Annotated in this window: 2 protein-coding genes; both read right to left on the bottom strand. The window is 75.1% G+C overall.

Annotation, left to right across the window (positions count from 1 at the left end; all coding sequences use genetic code 11):
• Nucleotides 1–26: 26 nt before the first annotated feature.
• Entirely contained in the window at nt 27–5,126 is a 5,100-nt protein-coding gene (locus ACLJQM_RS11095) for an SDR family NAD(P)-dependent oxidoreductase (protein WP_410631078.1), read from the bottom strand.
• Nucleotides 5,123–18,172, bottom strand: a complete 13,050-nt coding sequence (locus tag ACLJQM_RS11090) for an SDR family NAD(P)-dependent oxidoreductase (RefSeq protein ID WP_410631077.1) — start codon at nt 18,170–18,172, stop codon at nt 5,123–5,125. Before ACLJQM_RS11090 ends, ACLJQM_RS11095 begins: the two co-directional genes overlap by 4 nt.
• Nucleotides 18,173–18,195 lie beyond the last annotated feature (23 nt).

Genomic DNA, 18,195 nt, shown 5'->3' with positions numbered 1-18,195 from the left:
CAGCGCCTCGACCACCCGGTCCTGGCTCATCGGCCGCTCCCTCCCAGCGCACGGGCGACGAGTTCGTCGACGTTCATCGCCGTGATCAGCTCCGTTTCCCCGGCCAAGCCCGGGTCCGCCCGCTCGGGTTCCGCTTCGCCGAACAGCTCGGCCAGCACCCGCTTCGCCAGGACGGCGGGCGTCGGGTGGTCGAAGACCAGCGTGGCCGGCAGCCGTACGGCGGCTTCGCCACTGAGCCGGTTGCGCAGTTCGACCGCCGCCAGCGAGTCGAACCCGGCTTCCTTGAACGACCGCGTCGCGGGTACTTCGTCCACAGTGGAGTGGCCGAGCACGGCGGCGGTGTGCCGCCGGACCACGTCGACCACCAGCCGCACGCGGTCGGGCTCGGCGAGTCCCGCCAGGCGGTCCCGCAGGCCGGTGGTGGTCGCGGTGGAAGTTCCCGCCGTTCTCCGCGGCGGCCGCACGAGGTCCCGCAGCAGCACGGGCACTTCGTCGGCCTGCGCTCGCAACGCCACGAAGTCGAACCTCGCCGGGACCAGCAAGGCGTCGTCCCCGCCCAGGGCGGTGTCGAACAGCTCGAGCGCCTCGGCGGTGGACAGCCCGAGCAGGCCGCCGCGGCCGAGCCGGTCGCGGTCGGCACCGGCGGTGAGCGCGCTGGTCTCCGACCACAGGCCCCACGCGAGCGACGTCGCCGGCAGCCCGCGCGCCCGCCGGTGCTGGGCCAGCCCGTCGAGGAACCCGTTGGCGGCGGCGTAGTTGCCCTGCCCGGCCGTGCCGAAGACGCCCGCCCCGGACGAGAACAGCACGAACGCGGCGAGGTCGGCGCCTTCGGTCAGCTCGTGCAGGTGCCACGCACCGTCGACCTTGGGCCGGAAGACGCTGTCGATCCGCTCCGGCGTCAGCCCGCCGACCACGCCGTCGTCCAGCACCCCGGCCGCGTGCACGACCGCGGTGAGCGGGTGTTCGGGCGGGATCGCAGCCAGGACGCCGGCGAGGGCGGCGCGGTCGGCGACGTCCGCGGCGGCGATCCGGACGTCGGCGTCCAGGTCGGGAACGGGCCCTCCGCCGCGGCTGACGAGCACGAGCCGGCGCACGCCGTAGTTCGCGACGACGTGGCGGGCCACCGCAGTGCCGAGGGTGCCGGTTCCGCCGGTGATGACGACGGTTCCCTCCGGGTTCCACGGCCGGGCCGCGCCCCGGACCTCCGCGCGGACCAGCCTCGGCACGCTCGCGCGGCCGTCGCGCAGCAGGAGCTGGGGTTCGCCGGTGGCGAGCGCGGCGGGCAGCAGGGCGTGGTCCGGTGGTTCGGCGGCCACCAACGTGATCCGGCCCGGCTGCTCCGACTGCGCCGTGCGCACCAGCCCCCACACCGCGGCCGCCACCGGGTCAGCCGGGTCCGCGGTGACCACGACCAGGGGCTCGTCGTCGCGCTGTAGCGCCGCGAGCACTTCGGTGGTGGCCGCGCGGGCGGCCACCGGTCCGGCACCGGAGACGTCGAGCACGCGCGGCAGCGGCCGATCACCCGCGCCGGTCAGCGGTACCGGGCGACGGCCGACGCGGAACAAGGCGTCCGTGGCGATGCCGGCGCGGGACGGCGACAGCGGGCGCAGCGCCAGCTCCGCCAGCGACGCCACCATCGCTCCGGCGGGATCGGTCACCGTCAGCGTGAAGGCGTCGGCGCCGGTGGGCTTGGCGTGCACCCTCAGCTCCGTGGCACCCGTGGAACTCAACGTGAACCCGGTCCAGGCGAACGGAAGCACGATCCGGTCCGGGTCGCCCGCGGCCACGAGGCTGGTCGCCTGCAGGGCCGCGTCCAGCAGGGCCGGGTGCAAGCCGAAGCGGGCCGCATCCGCCTGGCGGCCCTCGGGCAGCGCCACTTCCGCGAAGACTTCGCCGTCACGGTGCCACGCCTTGCGCAAGCCCTGGAACGCCGGGCCGTAGCCGTACCCGCGCTCGGCGAAGTCGGCGTAGAACCGGGTCAGGTCGACGGGTTCGCCGGGCACCGGCGGCCAGGGCTCCTCCGGCCGCGTGGACGGCGAGGCCGTGGTGAGAAACCCTTGAGCGTGCCGTGTCCAAGTACCTTCCGCCGGACGGGAGTGGACGGTCACCGGACGGCGGCCGGTCTCGCCGAGTTCGCCCGACACCACCCGCAGCTCCAGGCCGCCGCGTTCGGGCAGCACGACCGGCTCCTCGATGATCAGCTCGTCCAGCGCGTCGTCGCCGGTCTCTTCGCCGGTCCGCAGCGCGATCTCGACCAACGCGGTGCCCGGCAGCAGCACCCGCCCGGAAACGGCGTGGTCGGCGAGCCAGGGGTGGGTGTCGAGCGAGACCGTGCCGCTGCCCACGGCGCCCCCGGATCCGGGCAGGGCGAGCACCGAGTCCAGCAGCGGGTGCCCGGTGCCGGCTTCCCCGCCACCCGGTGCCAGCCAGTAGCGCTCGTGCTGGAACGGGTAGGGCGGCAGGTCCGCCGGAACGGGTGGCTGTTCGCCGAAGGCGGCCGACCAGTCGACGTCCACCCCCGCGACGTGCAGGTGGGCCGCCGAGAGCAGGAAGCGGTCGAGGCCGCCGTCGTCGCGGCGGAGGGTGCCGCCGACGACCGACGGTTCGTCGAGGAGGTCGAGCGTCTCCTCGACCGGAGCGGTCAGCACGGGGTGCGGGCTCACCTCGACGAAGGCCCGGTAGCCGGCGGCCGCCAGCGCTTCGGTCGCCTCGGCGAACCGGACGGTCCGGCGGAGATTGCGGTACCAGTACTTCGCGTCCAGCTCGGCACCTTCGACCCAGGCGCCGTCCACTGTGGAATAGAACGGCACTGCCGGCGCGGCCGGACGCACGGCGGAAAGCAACCGGGAGAGGCTGTTCTCGATCCACTCCACGTGCGAGGTGTGCGAGGCGTAGTCGACCGGGATCCGCCGCACCCGCACGCCGTCGGCGTCGAGCGCGGCCGCGAGGTCGTCGAGGGCCGCCGGCTCGCCCGCGACGACGACCGACGCCGGTCCGTTGACCGCGGCGAGTTCGATCCCGTCGCGCAGGTGCCGCGCAACGTCACGCTCGGACAGCGCGACCGACAGCATCCCGCCGTGCCCGGCGAGGGTGGCGGCGATCGCCTGGCTGCGCAACGCGACTACCCGGGCCGCGTCGGTCAGGGACAGCGCGCCGGCGACGTGCGCCGCGGCGATCTCGCCTTGCGAATGCCCGATCACGGCGTCCGGTACGACGCCGGCCGAGCGCCACAGTGCGGCCAGCGACACCGCCACGGCGAACGACAGCGGCTGGACGACGTCGACCCGGTCGGCGGCGATCAGCCCGCGGGCCGCGTCGATCGGGTCCCAGTCGACGAACTCCGCCAGCGCCTTCGCGACCCGGCTGAACGCGTCGGCGAAGACCGGCGAGGAGTCGAGCAGCGGGGCGGCCATGCCCGCCCACTGGGCGCCCTGGCCGGGGAACACGAACGCGAGCCGGCCGTCCACGGCCGCCTGCCTGGTGAGCACTTCCGGGGCCGGTTCCCCCGCTGCCACCGCCGCGGCACCCGCGCGGGCATCGGCCAGGGAAGCGGCGACGACCACCGCGCGGTGCTCCAGCGTGGCCCGCGTGGTGGCCAGCGCGTAGCCGATCTCGGCGACCTCGGCGTCGACGGAAGCGATCCGCGCGGCCTGGGCGCGCAGGGCGCCGGCGGTGCGTGCGGACAACGGCCACGGCACGACGTGCGGAGCCTCCGCCGGTGGCCGGACCGGCGCTTCCGGTGCCTCTTCGACGATGACGTGCGCGTTGGTGCCGCTCACCCCGAACGACGAGACGCCCGCGCGGCGCGGACCGCCGGGGTCGGTCCAGTCGCGGGCTTCGGTGAGCAGTTCGACGTCACCGGCCGTCCAGTCCACTTTGGACGTCGGTGGGTCGGCGTGCAGCGTCACCGGGAGCAGCCGGTGCCGGAGCGCGGCGACGACCTTGAGCACGCCGGCGAGCCCGGCAGCGGCCTGGGTGTGGCCGAGGTTGGACTTCACCGAGCCGAGGTACAGGGGCCGTCCGGCGGGCCGGTCCCGGCCGTAGGTGGCGAGCACGGCCTGTGCTTCGATCGGGTCGCCGAGCGCGGTGCCGGTGCCGTGCGCCTCGACGAGATCGACGTCCGCTGTGGACAGTCCGGCGTCGTCGAGGGCTTGGCGGATCACGCGTTCCTGGGACGGCCCGTGCGGAGCGGTCAGCCCGTTGGAGGCGCCGTCCTGGTTCACGGCGGTGCCGCGGACGACCGCCAGCACGGGGTGGCCGAGCCGCTGTGCGTCCGACAACCGCTCCAGCAGCACCAGACCGGCTCCTTCGGCGAGCGCGGTGCCGTCGGCGGCGTCACCGAACGCCTTGCAGCGGTTGTCCCGCGCGAGGCCGCGCTGCCGGGCGAAGTCGACGAACACGTCCGGGGTTCCCATCACGGCCACGCCGCCGGCCAGGGCGAGTGCGCATTCGCCGTCGCGCAGGGACCGCACCGCGAGGTGGATGGCCACCAGCGACGACGAGCACGCGGTGTCCACCGTGATCGCCGGGCCTTCGAGGCCGAGGGTGTAGGCGATCCGCCCCGAGGCGACGCTGCCGGAGTTCCCGATGCCGAAGTACCCTTCGAGGCCGTCGGGCAGCCGGGCCAGCTTGGCCGCGTAGTCGTGGTGCATCAGGCCGGCGAAGACACCGATCCGCTGCCCGCGCACGGAAGCCGGGTCGATCCGTGCCCGTTCGAACGCCTCCCACGACAGCTCCAGCAGCTGCCGTTGCTGCGGGTCGACGGCCAGCGCCTCGCGCGGCGAGATCCCGAACAGGGCGGCGTCGAACCCGCCCGCGTCGGCCAGGAAGCCGCCCTCGGTGGCGTAGGTCGTGCCGGGGTGGTCGGCGTCGTCGTCGAACAGCTCCCCCAGGCGCCAGCCGCGGTCGCGCGGGAACGGCGTGATGGCGTCACCACCCTCGGCGACCAGGCGCCAGAGGTCTTCCGGGGAGTTCACGTCCCCAGGCAGCCGACAAGCGGCCGAGACGATCGCGATCGGCTCGGTGCGCTCGGCTTCCAGATCCCGGAGGCGCGCTCTGGTCTGGCGCAGCTCGCCGAGGGTGGCCTTGAGGTAGTCGCGGAGCTTGCCGTCGTCGGCCATGGTCACCGTCCCAGTTCCTGGTCGGCCAGCGCGAAGAGCTGGTCGTCGGTCACGGCGTCGAGGTCTTCGCCGCCGTCCGCGGCAGCCCACTTCCGGGAGAGCTCCGCGAGCCGGGCCACCGCCCTCGCGCGCGCCGCTTCGTCCGCTGCCGCCAGTGCGCGTTCCAGCCGGTCGAGCTCCGGGAGGCCCGGTGGCGCCGTGCTGACGCCGAGTCTCCCGCGCAGGAAGCGGGCCAGCGCGGCCGGAGTCGGGTGGTCGAAGACCGCGGTGGCGGGCAGCCGCACGGTCGTGGCCTCGGTCAGGCGGTTGCGCAGCTCGACCGCGGTCAGCGAGTCGAACCCGACGTCCTTGAACGCCTGCCCGGCCTTGACCGCGGCGACACCGGAGTGCCCCAGGACGGTGGCGGCGTGGCCGCGCACGAGGTCCAGCAGCACCTTTTCCTGCTCCGCCGGGCCCAGCGCGGCGAGCCGCTGCCGGACCGAGCCGGCGTTCTGCGTTCCGGCGGTGCGTCGCGGCGCTCGGACGAGGGCGCGCAGCAGCGCCGGCGGATCACCCCGGCCACGCAGGGCGGCGAGGTCGAGGTTCGCCGCCAGCGCGACGGCGTCACCGGTGCGGAGCCCGTCGTCGAACAGGGCGACGCCGTCTTCCGCCGACAGCCCGGCGTCCCCGCCACGGGCCAGGCGGGCCCGTTCGGTGTCGCCGAGGCGACCGGTGAGCGCGCTGTCCGGGGTCCAGAGTCCCCAGGCGAGCGACAAGGCAGGCAGGCCCGCTGCCGCGCGACGCCGGGCGAGCGCGTCGAGGAACGCGTTGGCGGCGGCGTAGTTGCCCTGGCCGGAGCTGCCGAACGTCCCCGCGCCCGAGGAGAACAGCACGAACGCGGCGAGGTCGGTGTGCTCGGTCAGCTCGTGCAGGTGCCAGGCCCCGTCGACCTTGGCGCGGAAGACGGTCTCGATCCGCTCCGGGGTCAGGGCCTCGACGACGCCGTCGTCGAGGGTGCCGGCCGCGTGGATCACGGCGGTGAGGGGGTGTTCGGCCGGGATGCTCTCGAGCACTTCGGCGAGCGCGGCGCGGTCGGAGACGTCGGCCGCCACCACGGTCACGTCGGCGTCCAGGTCCCTTTCGCCGCTTTCGCCGTGGCGGCTGACCAGCAGCAACCGGCGGACGCCGTGCGCGGTGACGAGGTGCCGGGCGACCAGGCCGCCGACGGTGCCGGTGCCGCCGGTGATCAGCACGGTGCCTTCGGGGTTCCACGGCCGGGCCTCGCGGTCCGGCTGGAGGGGCAGCAGGCGGAGTGCGGAGGCTTCGCCGTTTCGGAACACGAGGTGCGGTTCGCCGGTGGCGACGAGTTCCGGCAGCGGGGTCGCCGTGCTGTCGGTGTCGACGAGCACGAACCGGCCGGGGTTTTCGGACTGGGCGGACCGCACAAGTCCTTGAGCCGCGGCGATCGCGGGATCGCGGTCGTCGGCGGGGGCGAGGATGACGAGCGGGCCGGGGTTGTCGGTGGCCAGGTGCGTCTGGATGGCTGCCAGGGTGGCGGCGGTCAGGTCGCGGGCCCGGGCCGGCAAGGTGCCGGCGATCGGAACTCCGGTCAGGTCGAGCACCCGGACCTCCGATGCCACCTCCGCCGCGGTGGGCAGCTCCACCGGGGCCGGGCTGATCCGGTAGAGCCCGCCCGCGCGGGGCAGCAACCCCGTCGCGGGGGCCGGACGCAGCACCAGCCCTTCGAGCGTCGCCACGGGTGCGCCCGCCGGGTCCGTTGCCGTGATGCGGACTCCCTCCGGTGTCGGCGATGCGTGCACCCGCAGCGCCGTCGCGCCCGTCGCGTGCAGCGTGAACCCGTGCCAGGCGAACGGCAGCAGCAGCTCCCCCTGCGGTGCCGCACCGAGGTTGGCCGCCTGCAGGGCCGCGTCGAACAGCGCCGGGTGCAGGCCGAAGCCGGCCGCCTGCCGGCCGTCGGGCAGCGCTACCTCCGCGAACACCTCGGACCCGCGCCGCCACGCCGCGCGCAGGCCGCGGAACGCCGGGCCGTACGTGTACCCCGAATCCGCCAGCTGGTCGTAGAAGCCTTCGAGTTCGACGGGTTCGGCATCCGCCGGCCAGGAAAGAGACTCTGGTTCGGGTGCCTCGGCGGCCAAGTGGCCGATCGCGTGCCGGGTCCACGGCTCCGCACCTTCACGCCGCGAGTGCACCGCCAAGTCGCCGCCGGCCGTCACGCTCACCCGGACCTGCAGCGCGCCACTGAGCACCAACGGCGTCTCGACGACGAGTTCGGTCAGGGCCGGGAGGCCTGCCTCGTCGCCCACGCGCACCGCCAGCTCCAGCAGCGCCGTACCGGGTAGCAGGACAGTGCCCGCGACCTCGTGGTCGGCCAGCCACGGGTGCGTGGCGACCGACAACCTGCTCGTCGCGACCACCCCGCCCTCGGGCAGGCTCACGACCGCGCCGAGCAGCGGGTGCCCGGCCGGGTCGAGGCCCGCCGCGGTGACGTCCGCGGGCTTGCGGGCCGGCTCGAGCCAGAAGCGCCGGTGCTGGAACGCGTACGTCGGCAGTTCGGTGCGCACGGCGTTCGCGAACAGCGGCGACCAGTCGACCGGCAGGCCACGCACCACCAGCTCGGCGGTGGCGGCCAGGAACCGGGACAGGCCACCTTCCTCGCGGCGCAATGTGCCCGTGACGACGGCAGGCACGTCGTGGCCGTCGAGCGTCTGCGCGACGGCGAACGTCAGCACGGGGTGCGCACTGACCTCGACGAACCCGCGGAACCCCTCGGCCACCAGCGTTTCGGTCGCCGCAGCGAAGCGCACGGTCTCACGGAGGTTGCGGTACCAGTACTTCGCGTCCAGCTCGGCCCCTTCGATCCAGCGGTCGTCCACAGTGGAGTGGAACGGGATCGCCGGTGGCCGCGGCCGGACGTCGGACAGCACCGCGGCCAGCTCGTCCTCGACGGCCGCCACGTGCCGGGTGTGCGACGCGTAGTCCACCGGGATGTGCCGGGCCCGGACCCCTTCGGCCTCGAGCGCCGCCACCAGCTCGGCGAGGGCGTCCGGATCACCGGCCACCACGATCGACGCCGGACCGTTGACGGCCGCCAGCTCGAGCCGGCCTTCCCAAGGCCCCAGCCGCGTGGCCACGGCCTCCGGCGACAGCGACACCGACGCCATCCCGCCGCGGCCGGCCAGCCGGGCGGCGATCACCCGGCTCCGCAACGCCACGACCTTCGCCGCGTCCGCCAGCGACAGCGCACCGGCGACGTACGCGGCCGCGATCTCGCCCTGGGAGTGCCCGACGACCGCGTCGGGGACGACACCGAACTCCTGCCACAGCCGCGCCAGCCCCACGGCCACCGCGAACGACGCCGGCTGCACCACGTCGACCCGGTCCAGCGACGGCGCGTCGTTCTCCTGCCGCAGCACGGCGAGCAGGTCCCAGTCCACGAACGGCGCCAGCGCTTCCGCCACCTCCGTCACGGCCGAGGCGAACACCGGCGCGCTGTCGAGCAGCTCCGCGCCCATCCCGGCCCACTGCGAACCCTGCCCGGGGAAGACGAACGCCGTCTTGCCGCGGACGTCGGCCACGCCGGACACCGCTTCGGCCGGGGAAAGCAAGCCGGGCAGCGCCTCCTCGGCCGACGCGGCGAGCACGACCGCCCGGTGCGCCATCGGCGTGCGAGTCGTCGCCAGGGACAACGCGACGTCGGCCGCCGGCAGCTCGGGCCTACTGTCCACAAAGGACGTCAACCGGCGCCCCTGAGCCACCAAGGCTTCTTCGGTCCGGCCGGACACCAGCCACGGGACCACAGCCGGGACCCGGTCTCGCGGCGCCACGGGCTCGGCGGGCACATCCTCCAGGATCACGTGCGCGTTGGTCCCGCTGACGCCGAACGACGACACCCCGGCCCGCCGCGGCCGCCCGCCGCGGGGCCACTCGCGCGGCTCGGTCAGCAGCTCGACCGCCCCGCTCCCCCAGTCCACGTGCGACGACGGCTCGGCCACGTGCAGGGTGGCGGGCAGCCGACCGTGCCGGAACGCCTCGACCACCTTGATCAGCCCGGCCGCCCCGGCCGCGGCCTGGGTGTGCCCGATGTTGGACTTCACCGAGCCGATCAGCAGCGGTACCTCGCGGTCCTGGCCGTAGGTGGCCAGCAGGGCCTGCGCCTCGATCGGGTCGCCCAGTGCGGTGCCGGTGCCGTGCGCCTCGACGACATCGACGTCCGATGTGGACAGTCCCGCCGAGGCGAGGGCCTGGCGGATGACCCGTTCCTGGGACGGCCCGTTCGGCGCGGTCAGGCCGTTCGACGCGCCGTCCTGGTTGACCGCCGAGCCGCGCACCACGGCGAGCACCGGGTGCCCGCGGCGACGCGCGTCGGACAGCCGTTCCAGCAGCAGCACGCCGACGCCTTCGGCCATGCCGAAGCCGTCCGCGCCTTCGGCGAAGGCCTTGCAGCGGCCGTCGGCCGCCAGTCCGCGTTGCCGGCTGAACCCGATCAGTCCCTCCAAAGTGGACATCACCGAGACGCCGCCGGCCAGTGCCAGCGAGACTTCACCGGCCCGCAGCGCTCGCGCGGCCAGGTGCAGGGCGACCAACGACGACGAGCACGCGGTGTCCACGGTGACCGCCGGGCCCTCCAAGCCGAGCGCGTACGCGACCCGGCCGGAGAGCACGCTGCCCGCGTTGCCGGTGACGAGGTAGCCCTCGTCGGCGCCCGCGTCGCGCTGGTCGCCGGTGCCGTAGTCCTGCCCGTGCGTGCCGACGAACACGCCGGTCGGGGTGCCGCGCAGAGCGGCCGGGTCGAGCCCGGCGCGTTCGAAGGTCTCCCAGGAGACCTCCAGCAGCAGCCGCTGCTGCGGGTCCATGGCCAGCGCCTCGCGGGGGTTGATGCCGAAGAACTCGGCGTCGAAGTCCGCTACGCCGTCGAGGAAGCCGCCGCCGCGGACGTAGGTCGTGCCGGGCCGGTCGGGGTCCGGGTCGAAGCCCGTGTCGAGGTCCCAGCCGCGGTCGGCCGGGAACGGCCCGATCGCGTCGCCGCCGGCGTCGACGAACCGCCAGAGATCCTCGGGCGAGCCGATCCCGCCGGGGAACCGGCAGCCCATCGCGACGATCGCCACGGCGTCCTCCGCGGGGGTGGCGCTCGACGGCACCACGGCCGCCGGTGCGGGCTTGGCGCCGAGCAGTTCACGGTGCAGGTGGGCGGCCAGCGCCGCCGGGGTCGGGTGGTCGAACACGAGCGTCGCCGGGAGCCGCACGCCGGTCGCCTCGGTGAGCCGATTGCGCAGCTCGACCGCGGTCAGCGAGTCGAAGCCGGCGTCCTTGAACGCGCGCAACGGGTCGACCGCGTCCGCGGTGGCGTGGCCGAGCACGGCCGCCGCCCGGGCGCGGACCTCGGCCAGCACGGCGGCTTCACGGTCGGCCTCCGGGAGCCCGGACAGCCGCCGGCGGAGACCGGTGGTGGCCGGAGCACGGCGCGGAGTGCGGCCGCGCAGCAACGCGGGCACGTCCGCGGCGGCGCGGGCCGCGGCGAGGTCCAGGCGGATCGGCACCAGGGCGGGCCGGGCGGACGCCAAGGCGGCGTCGAACAGCGCGAGGCCTTCTTCGTCGGAAAGCGGCAACGTCCCGAAGCGCGCCATCCGAGCGAGGTCCACTTCGCCGAGCCGGCCGCCCATGCCCGCCGCGGTTTCCCAGAGGCCCCAGGCGAGGGACGTGGCGGGCAGGCCCAAGTCGTGCCGGTACCGGGCGAAGCCGTCGAGGAACGCGTTGGCCGCGGCGTAATTCGCCTGCCCGGCGCCGCCGAACGTCGACGCCGCCGAAGAGAACAGCACGAACGCGCGCAGGTCGAGCCCGGCGGTCAGTTCGTGCAGGTGCCACGCGGTGTCCACTTTGGTGCGCAGCACCCGGTTCCACTGCTCGGGGGTCAGCGAGCCGAGGACGCCGTCGTCGACGATCCCCGCGATGTGGACCACGCCGGCCAGCCGGTCCCCGACGGTTTCGAGAGCACTGGCCAGCACCACCCGGTCGGCGGCGTCGCCGGTGACGGCGTGCACCGTCGCGCCGGCCGACGTCAGTTCTTCGCGCTGGGCCGCGGGGACGCCGGAGCGTCCGATGAGGACCAGTTCACGCACGCCGTGGGTCTCGACGAGGTGCCGCGTGACGAGCCGGCCGAGGCCGCCGGTGGCCCCGGTGACGAGCACCGCACCCCCGTCGAGTGCGGACGTGCCCGGAGGGTGGGGCGTACGGGTGAGCCGGGCGACGAGCGGGACGCCGTCGCGCACCGCGATCCACGGCTCGTCGCCGTCCACGCTCAGCGCCGTGCCGATGGTCGTTTCGGTCACGCGGTCCAGTTCCAGGAGCAGGAACCGGCCCGGGTTCTCCGACTGCGCGGACCGGACCAGCCCGGCGACCGACTCGCCGGCCAGGTCACCGGATTCAACGGCGATCGCCAGCCGGGTGCCCGCCGGCCACTCGCGCAACGCGGTCAGCGTGGCCAGCCCGACCGCCCGGACCCGCTCCGGCACCGGAAGGTCCTCCTCGCCCGCGCCGGGAACCAGCACCACGGTCGGCGGCACGTCGTCGGCCACTTCGTCCACTGTGGACACGAGGCGCCACGGGCCGGGCTCGGTGCGCGCGGGCGCCGGGACCCAGCCGACCTCGAACAGCGAATCGGCGCGGGGCGGCGTGACCGGGCGCACGACGAGCCGGTCGACGTCGAGCACCGGTACACCGGAGGCATCGGTCGCGCGGATCGAGATCGCGTCCTCCCCGGCCCGGGCCAGCACGACCCGCAGGGACCGGGCACCGGTGGCGTGCCACCGCACCCCCGACCACGAGAAGGCCAGGCGCGGCCGGTCCGGGCCGGGCAGCAGACCGGAGCCGGGCAGCGGGTGCAGCGCCGCGTCCAGCAGTGCCGGGTGGATCCGGTAGCCGTCGGCGGAAACCCCTTCGGGCAGCTCGATCTCGGCGTACACCCGCTCGGCGTCCCGCCGGACCTCGCGGACGGCGTGGAAGGCCGGGCCGTAAGCGACCGTCAGCCGGTCGTAGAGCCCCGTGATGTCCACCGGCTCGGCGGACGGCGGCCACGGCAGCACACCGGGCGCCGACGGGTCCGCGCTGCTCAACGAGCCGGTCGCGTGCTCGGTCCACGAACCGCCGGCGCGGACGTGCACGCGCACCGCCCGCCGCGAGCCGTCCGGCTCGGCGACACCGATCTGGAGGTCGATGGCGCCGTCTTCGGGCACGACGATCGGGGATGCGACCGTCAGTTCTTCGACGACCGGCACGCCGAGCCGCTCGCCGATCGCACCGAGCGCGTCGAGCAACGCGGTGCCCGGCAGCAGGATCGCGCCGTCGACGACGTGGTCGGCCAGCCACGGGTGCCGCCGCACCGAGAGCTGCCCGGTGAACAGGGCCGATCCGCCGTCCGCGACCGGGACTTCGGCGCCGAGCAGCGGGTGCCCCGCGTCGTCGAGCCCGACGGCGGTGACGTCGCCGCCCGCGGTAGCCGGTTCGAGCCAGTAGCGAGAGCGCTGGAACGGGTAGGTCGGCAGGGTGACGCGAGCGGCGCCGGTTCCGGCGAAGGCCACCGGCCAGTCGACGGCGACGCCCCGCACGGACAGCGCCGCCGCGGAGAGGAGGAACCGGTGCAGGCCGCCCTCGTCGCGACGCAGGGTGCCGGTGACCACGGCGCGGTCGACGCCGTGGTGGTCGAGGGCGTCCTGGACCGCGAAGGTCAGCACGGGGTGCGCGCTGGTCTCGACGAACGCGCGGAAGCCGTCAGCCGCCAGTGCTTCTGTCGCTTCGGCGAACCGGACGGTCCGGCGCAGGTTGCGGTACCAGTAGCCCGCGTCGAGGTCTTCGCCGCCGAGCCAGCGGCTCTCCACAGTGGACCAGAACGGCACGGCCGCCGGTCCCGGGGCGATCCCGGCGAGCCGGCGGCCCAGCTCGTCCTCGATCTGCTCGACGCCGGCGGTGTGGGAGGCGTAGTCGACCGGGATCCGGCGCACCCGCACGCCATCGGCTTCCAAGCCGGCGGCCAGCTCGTCCAGCGCGTCCGGGTCTCCTGCCACGACCAGTGACGACGGGCCGTTGACGGCGGCGAGTTCGAGCCGGCCGTCCCAGCGAGCGAGGTCGACCGACGGCAGGGCCACGGACAGCATCCCGCCCCGGCCGGCCAGCCGGGCGGCGATCACCTGGCTGCGCACCGCCACCACCTCGGCCGCGTCCGCCAGCGACAGCGCGCCGGCGACGTGGGCGGCGGCGATCTCGCCCTGCGAGTGGCCCACGACCGCGTCCGGGACGACGCCGAACGCCTGCCACAGCCGGGCCAGCCCGACCGCGACCGCGAACGACGCGGGCTGCACGACGTCGACCCGCTCCAGCGACGGCGCACCCTCCGCCTGCCGCAGAACGGCGCGGACGTCCCAGTCCACGAACGGCGCGAGCGCGGCCGCGACCTCGTCGACGGCCTCGGCGAACACCGGCACGGTGTCGAGGAGTTCCGCGCCCATCCCGGCCCACTGCGATCCCTGGCCCGGGAACACGAACACCGTCTTGCCGCGCACGTCGGCGACACCGGTCAGCACCTCGGGGGCCGGTTCGCTCCGGGCGAGCGCCGCGACTCCCGCCAGTGCGTCCGCCCCGGACCGGGCGACCACGGCGGCGCGGTGCTCCAGGGTCGCCCGGGTCTCGGCGAGGGACCGGCCGACGCCGGCGAGGGTGAAGTCTTGGTCCGCCAAGTGCCGCGCGAGCCGCACGGCCTGGTCGCGGCGGGCTTCGGGCGTGTGGCCGGACAGGAGCCAGGCCGCCGCCGGAGGTTCGACGCGGGCGCCGGGCTCGGCTTCGGCCGCGGGCGCTTCTTCGACGATCACGTGCGCGTTGGTGCCGCTCACGCCGAACGAGGACACCCCGGCCCGGCGCGGCCGGTCGCCCGCGCGCCAGTCGCGGGCCTCGGTGAGCAGTTCGACCGCACCGCTGTCCCAGTCCACATGGGACGACGGCTTGTCGACGTGCAGCGTCTTCGGCAACACACCGTGCCGCAACGACTCGACGACCTTGATGATCCCCGCGACGCCCGCCGCCGCCTGCGTGTGCCCGATGTTCGACTTCAGAGAGCCGAGGTACAGCGGCTCGGCGCGGTCCTGCCCGTAGGTGGCCAGCAGCGCTTGGGCTTCGATCGGATCGCCCAGGGTCGTCCCGGTGCCGTGCGCTTCGACCACGTCGATGTCCGATGTGGACAGCCGCGCGTCGGCCAGCGCCTGGCGGATGACGCGTTCCTGCGACGGCCCGTTCGGCGCGGTCAGGCCGTTGGACGCGCCGTCCTGGTTGACCGCGGTCCCGCGGACCACCGCGAGCACCGGGTGGCCGTTGCGCCGCGCGTCCGAAAGCCGTTCCAGCAAGAGAACTCCGGCACCTTCGGACCAGCCGGTGCCGTCGGCCGCGTCGGCGAACGCCTTGCACCGGCCGTCCGGCGCCAGCCCGCGCTGGCGGGAGAACTCGAGGAACACGCCTGGGGTGGCCATCACCGCGGCACCACCGGCGACCGCGAGGGAGCACTCCCCTTCGCGCAAGGCGCGCACCGCCAGGTGCACCGCCACGAGCGACGACGAGCACGCCGTGTCGACGGTGATCGCCGGGCCTTCCAACCCGAAGGTGTAGGCGATCCGGCCGGACGCCACGCTGCCGGCGGTGCCGATGCCGAGGTAGCCCTGGATCTCTTCGGGTGCTTCGCCGGGGCGGACTGCGTAGTCGTGGTGCATCAGGCCGGCGAAGGTGCCGATGTCCTGCCCGCGCAGCGAGGCCGGGTCGAGGCCCGCCCGCTCGAACACCTCCCACGCCACCTCGAGCAGCAGCCGCTGCTGCGGGTCCATCGCCAGCGCCTCGCGCGGTGAGATCCCGAACAGCGCCGGGTCGAAGTCCCCGGCGTCGTGGAGGAAGCCGCCCTCGCGGACGTAGGACTTGCCCGGCCGGTCCGGATCCGGGTCGTAGAGGTCGGCGACGTTCCAGCCGCGGTCCTCGGGGAAGGCCGATACGGCGTCCCGGCCGTCGGCGACCAGGCGCCAGAGGTCTTCCGGCGAGCGGACCTCGCCCGGCAGGCGGCAGGCCGCCGCCACGATCGCGATCGGCTCGCCCGGCGCGCCGGTCCGCGACAGCGCGGTCGTGGGGCCGGCGCGCTCACCAGTAAGCAGCCCGTGCAGGTGCCGGGCGAGTGCTGCCGGCGTCGGGTGGTCGAAGGCGGCCGTCGCCGACAGGGCGATGCCGTGCTCCGCGGCCAGCGCCGTGCGGAGCTTGACCGCGGTCACCGACGTCAGGCCCAGTTCTTGGAACGGGCGATCGGGGGCGAGCGCGTCGGCGTCCGGCAGGCCGAGCACGTCGGCGGCCGCCGCGCGAACGGTGTCGAGGAGCCTGCGGTGCTGTTCGCGTCCGGGTACCCCGCCGAGGCGCCGGGGTGCCCGTGCCGGAGCGGGTGCGTCGATCAGGCCGCGCAGTGGCGCGGGCACCGAGCCCCGCGCGGTCGTGACGTCCGGCTTCACCGCGACCAGGTGCGGGAGGTTCGCGGCGAGCGCGGCGTCGAACGCGGCCAGGACGTCGCGGGTGCCGAGGGTGCCGACCCCGCCGGTGCCGGACGGCACGGTCAGCGCCGACGGCCCCAGCGAAAGGGAAAGCGCGGGCAGACCGGCCGCCCGGCGCCGCAGCGCGAGGGCTTCGACCTCGGCGTCGAGCCCCGCGTGCTGCGCGTCGCCGTCGACGAGGCCGGAGCGGGTGAGCACCACGAAGGCGCTCAAGTCCGCGGTCAGTTCGTGCAGGTGGCGGGCGCCGTCCGCACCCGAGCGGGCCGCCGGCGGGGACGCCGTCCCCGGCAGGCCCGCGGCGTGCACCACCGTGCCGGGCGGACGGCCGGCGGCGCGGACCGCGGCGGTCACCGCGGCCCGGTCCGCCGCCTCGCCCGCCACGAGCACGACCCGGGCCCCGCCGCGGCGCAGGGACCCGGCGAGCGTGGCGGCTTCGTCGTCCTGCCCGCGTGGGCTCAGCAGCACGAACTCACGCAGGTCGTAGGCCGAAAGCAGGTGGCGTGCGACGGCGGCCGCGACGGGCCCGTCGGCTCCGGTCACCAGGACCGGTCCGGCCGGGGTGACCGGCTCGTCCCCGGCGGCGACCGGCGCGAGCCGCGGCACGAGCACGACCCCGTCGCGCACGGCCAGCCGGGGTTCGTCCGCGGGCAGCTCGGGCGGCAGCCCGCCGTCGTCGAGGTCGGCCAGCACGAGCCGGCCGGGCTGTCCGTTGTGGATGGTCAACAATGCTTGCAGGGCCGCCACAGCCGCCGGTCCGGGCACGTCCGTGCCGACCGCGGCGGCCCGGCGGGTCACGCCGACGACCGGGCCGGACGGCGACGCGGCGAGCGCGGCGGCCGCCTGCTCGGCGCCGTCGGCCACGACCGCGCCGGCCGCCAGCGCCGGTGGGGCGGGCACCGCGGGAACCGGTACCCAATCGAGCCGGAACAGGACGTCCTCGTGGCCGCCACCGGTCGCCCGCAAGCGCGCCGGCCGCTCCAGCAGGACGTGCCGGGTGACCTTGCCCGACGCCGTGCGCGGCACCGAACGGATCTCGTAGATCTCCTCGGGCACCTTGAAGTAGGACAGCTCCGCCCGGCACGCCGCGAGCAGCGCCGCCGCGTCGAAGCCCTCCGGGCCGGGCACCACGAACGCGACCGGCACCTCGCCGAGCACGTCGTGCGGCTTGCCCGCCACCGCCACGTCGGCGACCCCGGGCTGCGCGCGCAGCACGGCCTCGACCTCGCCGGGGTGGATGTTCTCCCCGCCGCGGATGATCAGTTCCTTGATCCGCCCGGTGATCGTCAGGTAGCCGGCTTCGTCCCGGCGGGCCAGGTCGCCGGTCCGGTACCAGCCGTCGGTGAACGCGGCCGCGGTCGCCTCGGGCTGGTTGTGGTAGCCGGCCATCACGCTGGGACCGCGGACCCACACCTCGCCCTCTTGACCGGCGGCGGCGTCTTCGCCGGTCGTGGTGTCGACCAGCCGCACGCCCAGGCCGGGTACCGGAAGCCCGCAAGAACCCTCCACGCGGGCGCCGGTCGGCCAGTTGATCGCGATCGAGCCGCAGGTTTCGGTGCTGCCGTAGGCGTCCAGCAGGGGCGCCCCGAAGGCTTCTTCGAACGAACGGCGCAGCTCGGCCGTGGTGATCGCGCCGCCGACGAGGCACATCCGCACGGCGGGCGCGCTGAACCCGTCGTCGCGGGCGGCCTGGACCAGGTAGTGGTACATGGTCGGGACGCCCGCCAGGAACGTCGAGGAGTCCTCCCGCAGCGCCGCGAGGACGTCGTCCGCGGCGAACCCGTCCAGGATCCGCGCGGTCGCGCCGACCGACGTGACCCCGAGGACGCACGCGATGTGCGAAAGGCTGTGGAACAGCGGAAGCGGCCACAGCACGCGGTCTTCGGCGGAGAGGCCGGGGATCGGCGCGTAGCAGGCGGCCACCGACCACAACGCGTTGCGCTGCGTGGAAAGCACGCCCTTCGGCTTCCCGGTCGTGCCGGAGGTGTAGAGCATCCACGTCAGGTCGTCGAGCCCGAGGTCGTCGCGCGCCGGGAGGGCGGGCTCGGTCACCGCAAGCGTCGCGAACGGCACCGTTCCCGGGGGTACCGGTCCGTCGCCCGTGACGACGACCCGGATCCCCGGTTCGGCCGTGCGCAGCACCAGCTCCGCCCGCGCCGGATCGGTGATCACCACCCGGGCGCCGCTGTCGCGCAGGAGGTAAGCCAGCTCGCGAGCGGTCACCCGCGGGTTGAGCGGCACGCCGATCGCGCTCGCGCGCGTGATCGCGAAGTAGCTTTCGACGACCTCGACCGAGTTGCCGAGCAGGATCGCGGCCCGGTCCCCCGGCTGCAGCCGGAACCCGGCCAGGTGCCCGGCCAGCCGCCGGGTCCGCGCCTCCAGATCGGCGTAGCTCACCTCGCGGTGCGCGTCCCGGAAGGCGGTCTTGGCGCCGAATTCGGCCGCGTGCGCCCGCAGCGTGTCGGGCAGCGGCCGGATCAGCTCGGTTCGCAGCATGTCCCCTCTTCCCTGGCTCCACC

Origin of the sequence: Amycolatopsis sp. cmx-4-83, from assembly GCF_046548815.1 — a bacterium.
GTDB lineage: Bacteria > Actinomycetota > Actinomycetes > Mycobacteriales > Pseudonocardiaceae > Amycolatopsis > Amycolatopsis pretoriensis_A.
Note: the sequence above shows the minus strand (reverse complement) of the source record. Positions and strands in the feature narration are given on the sequence as shown.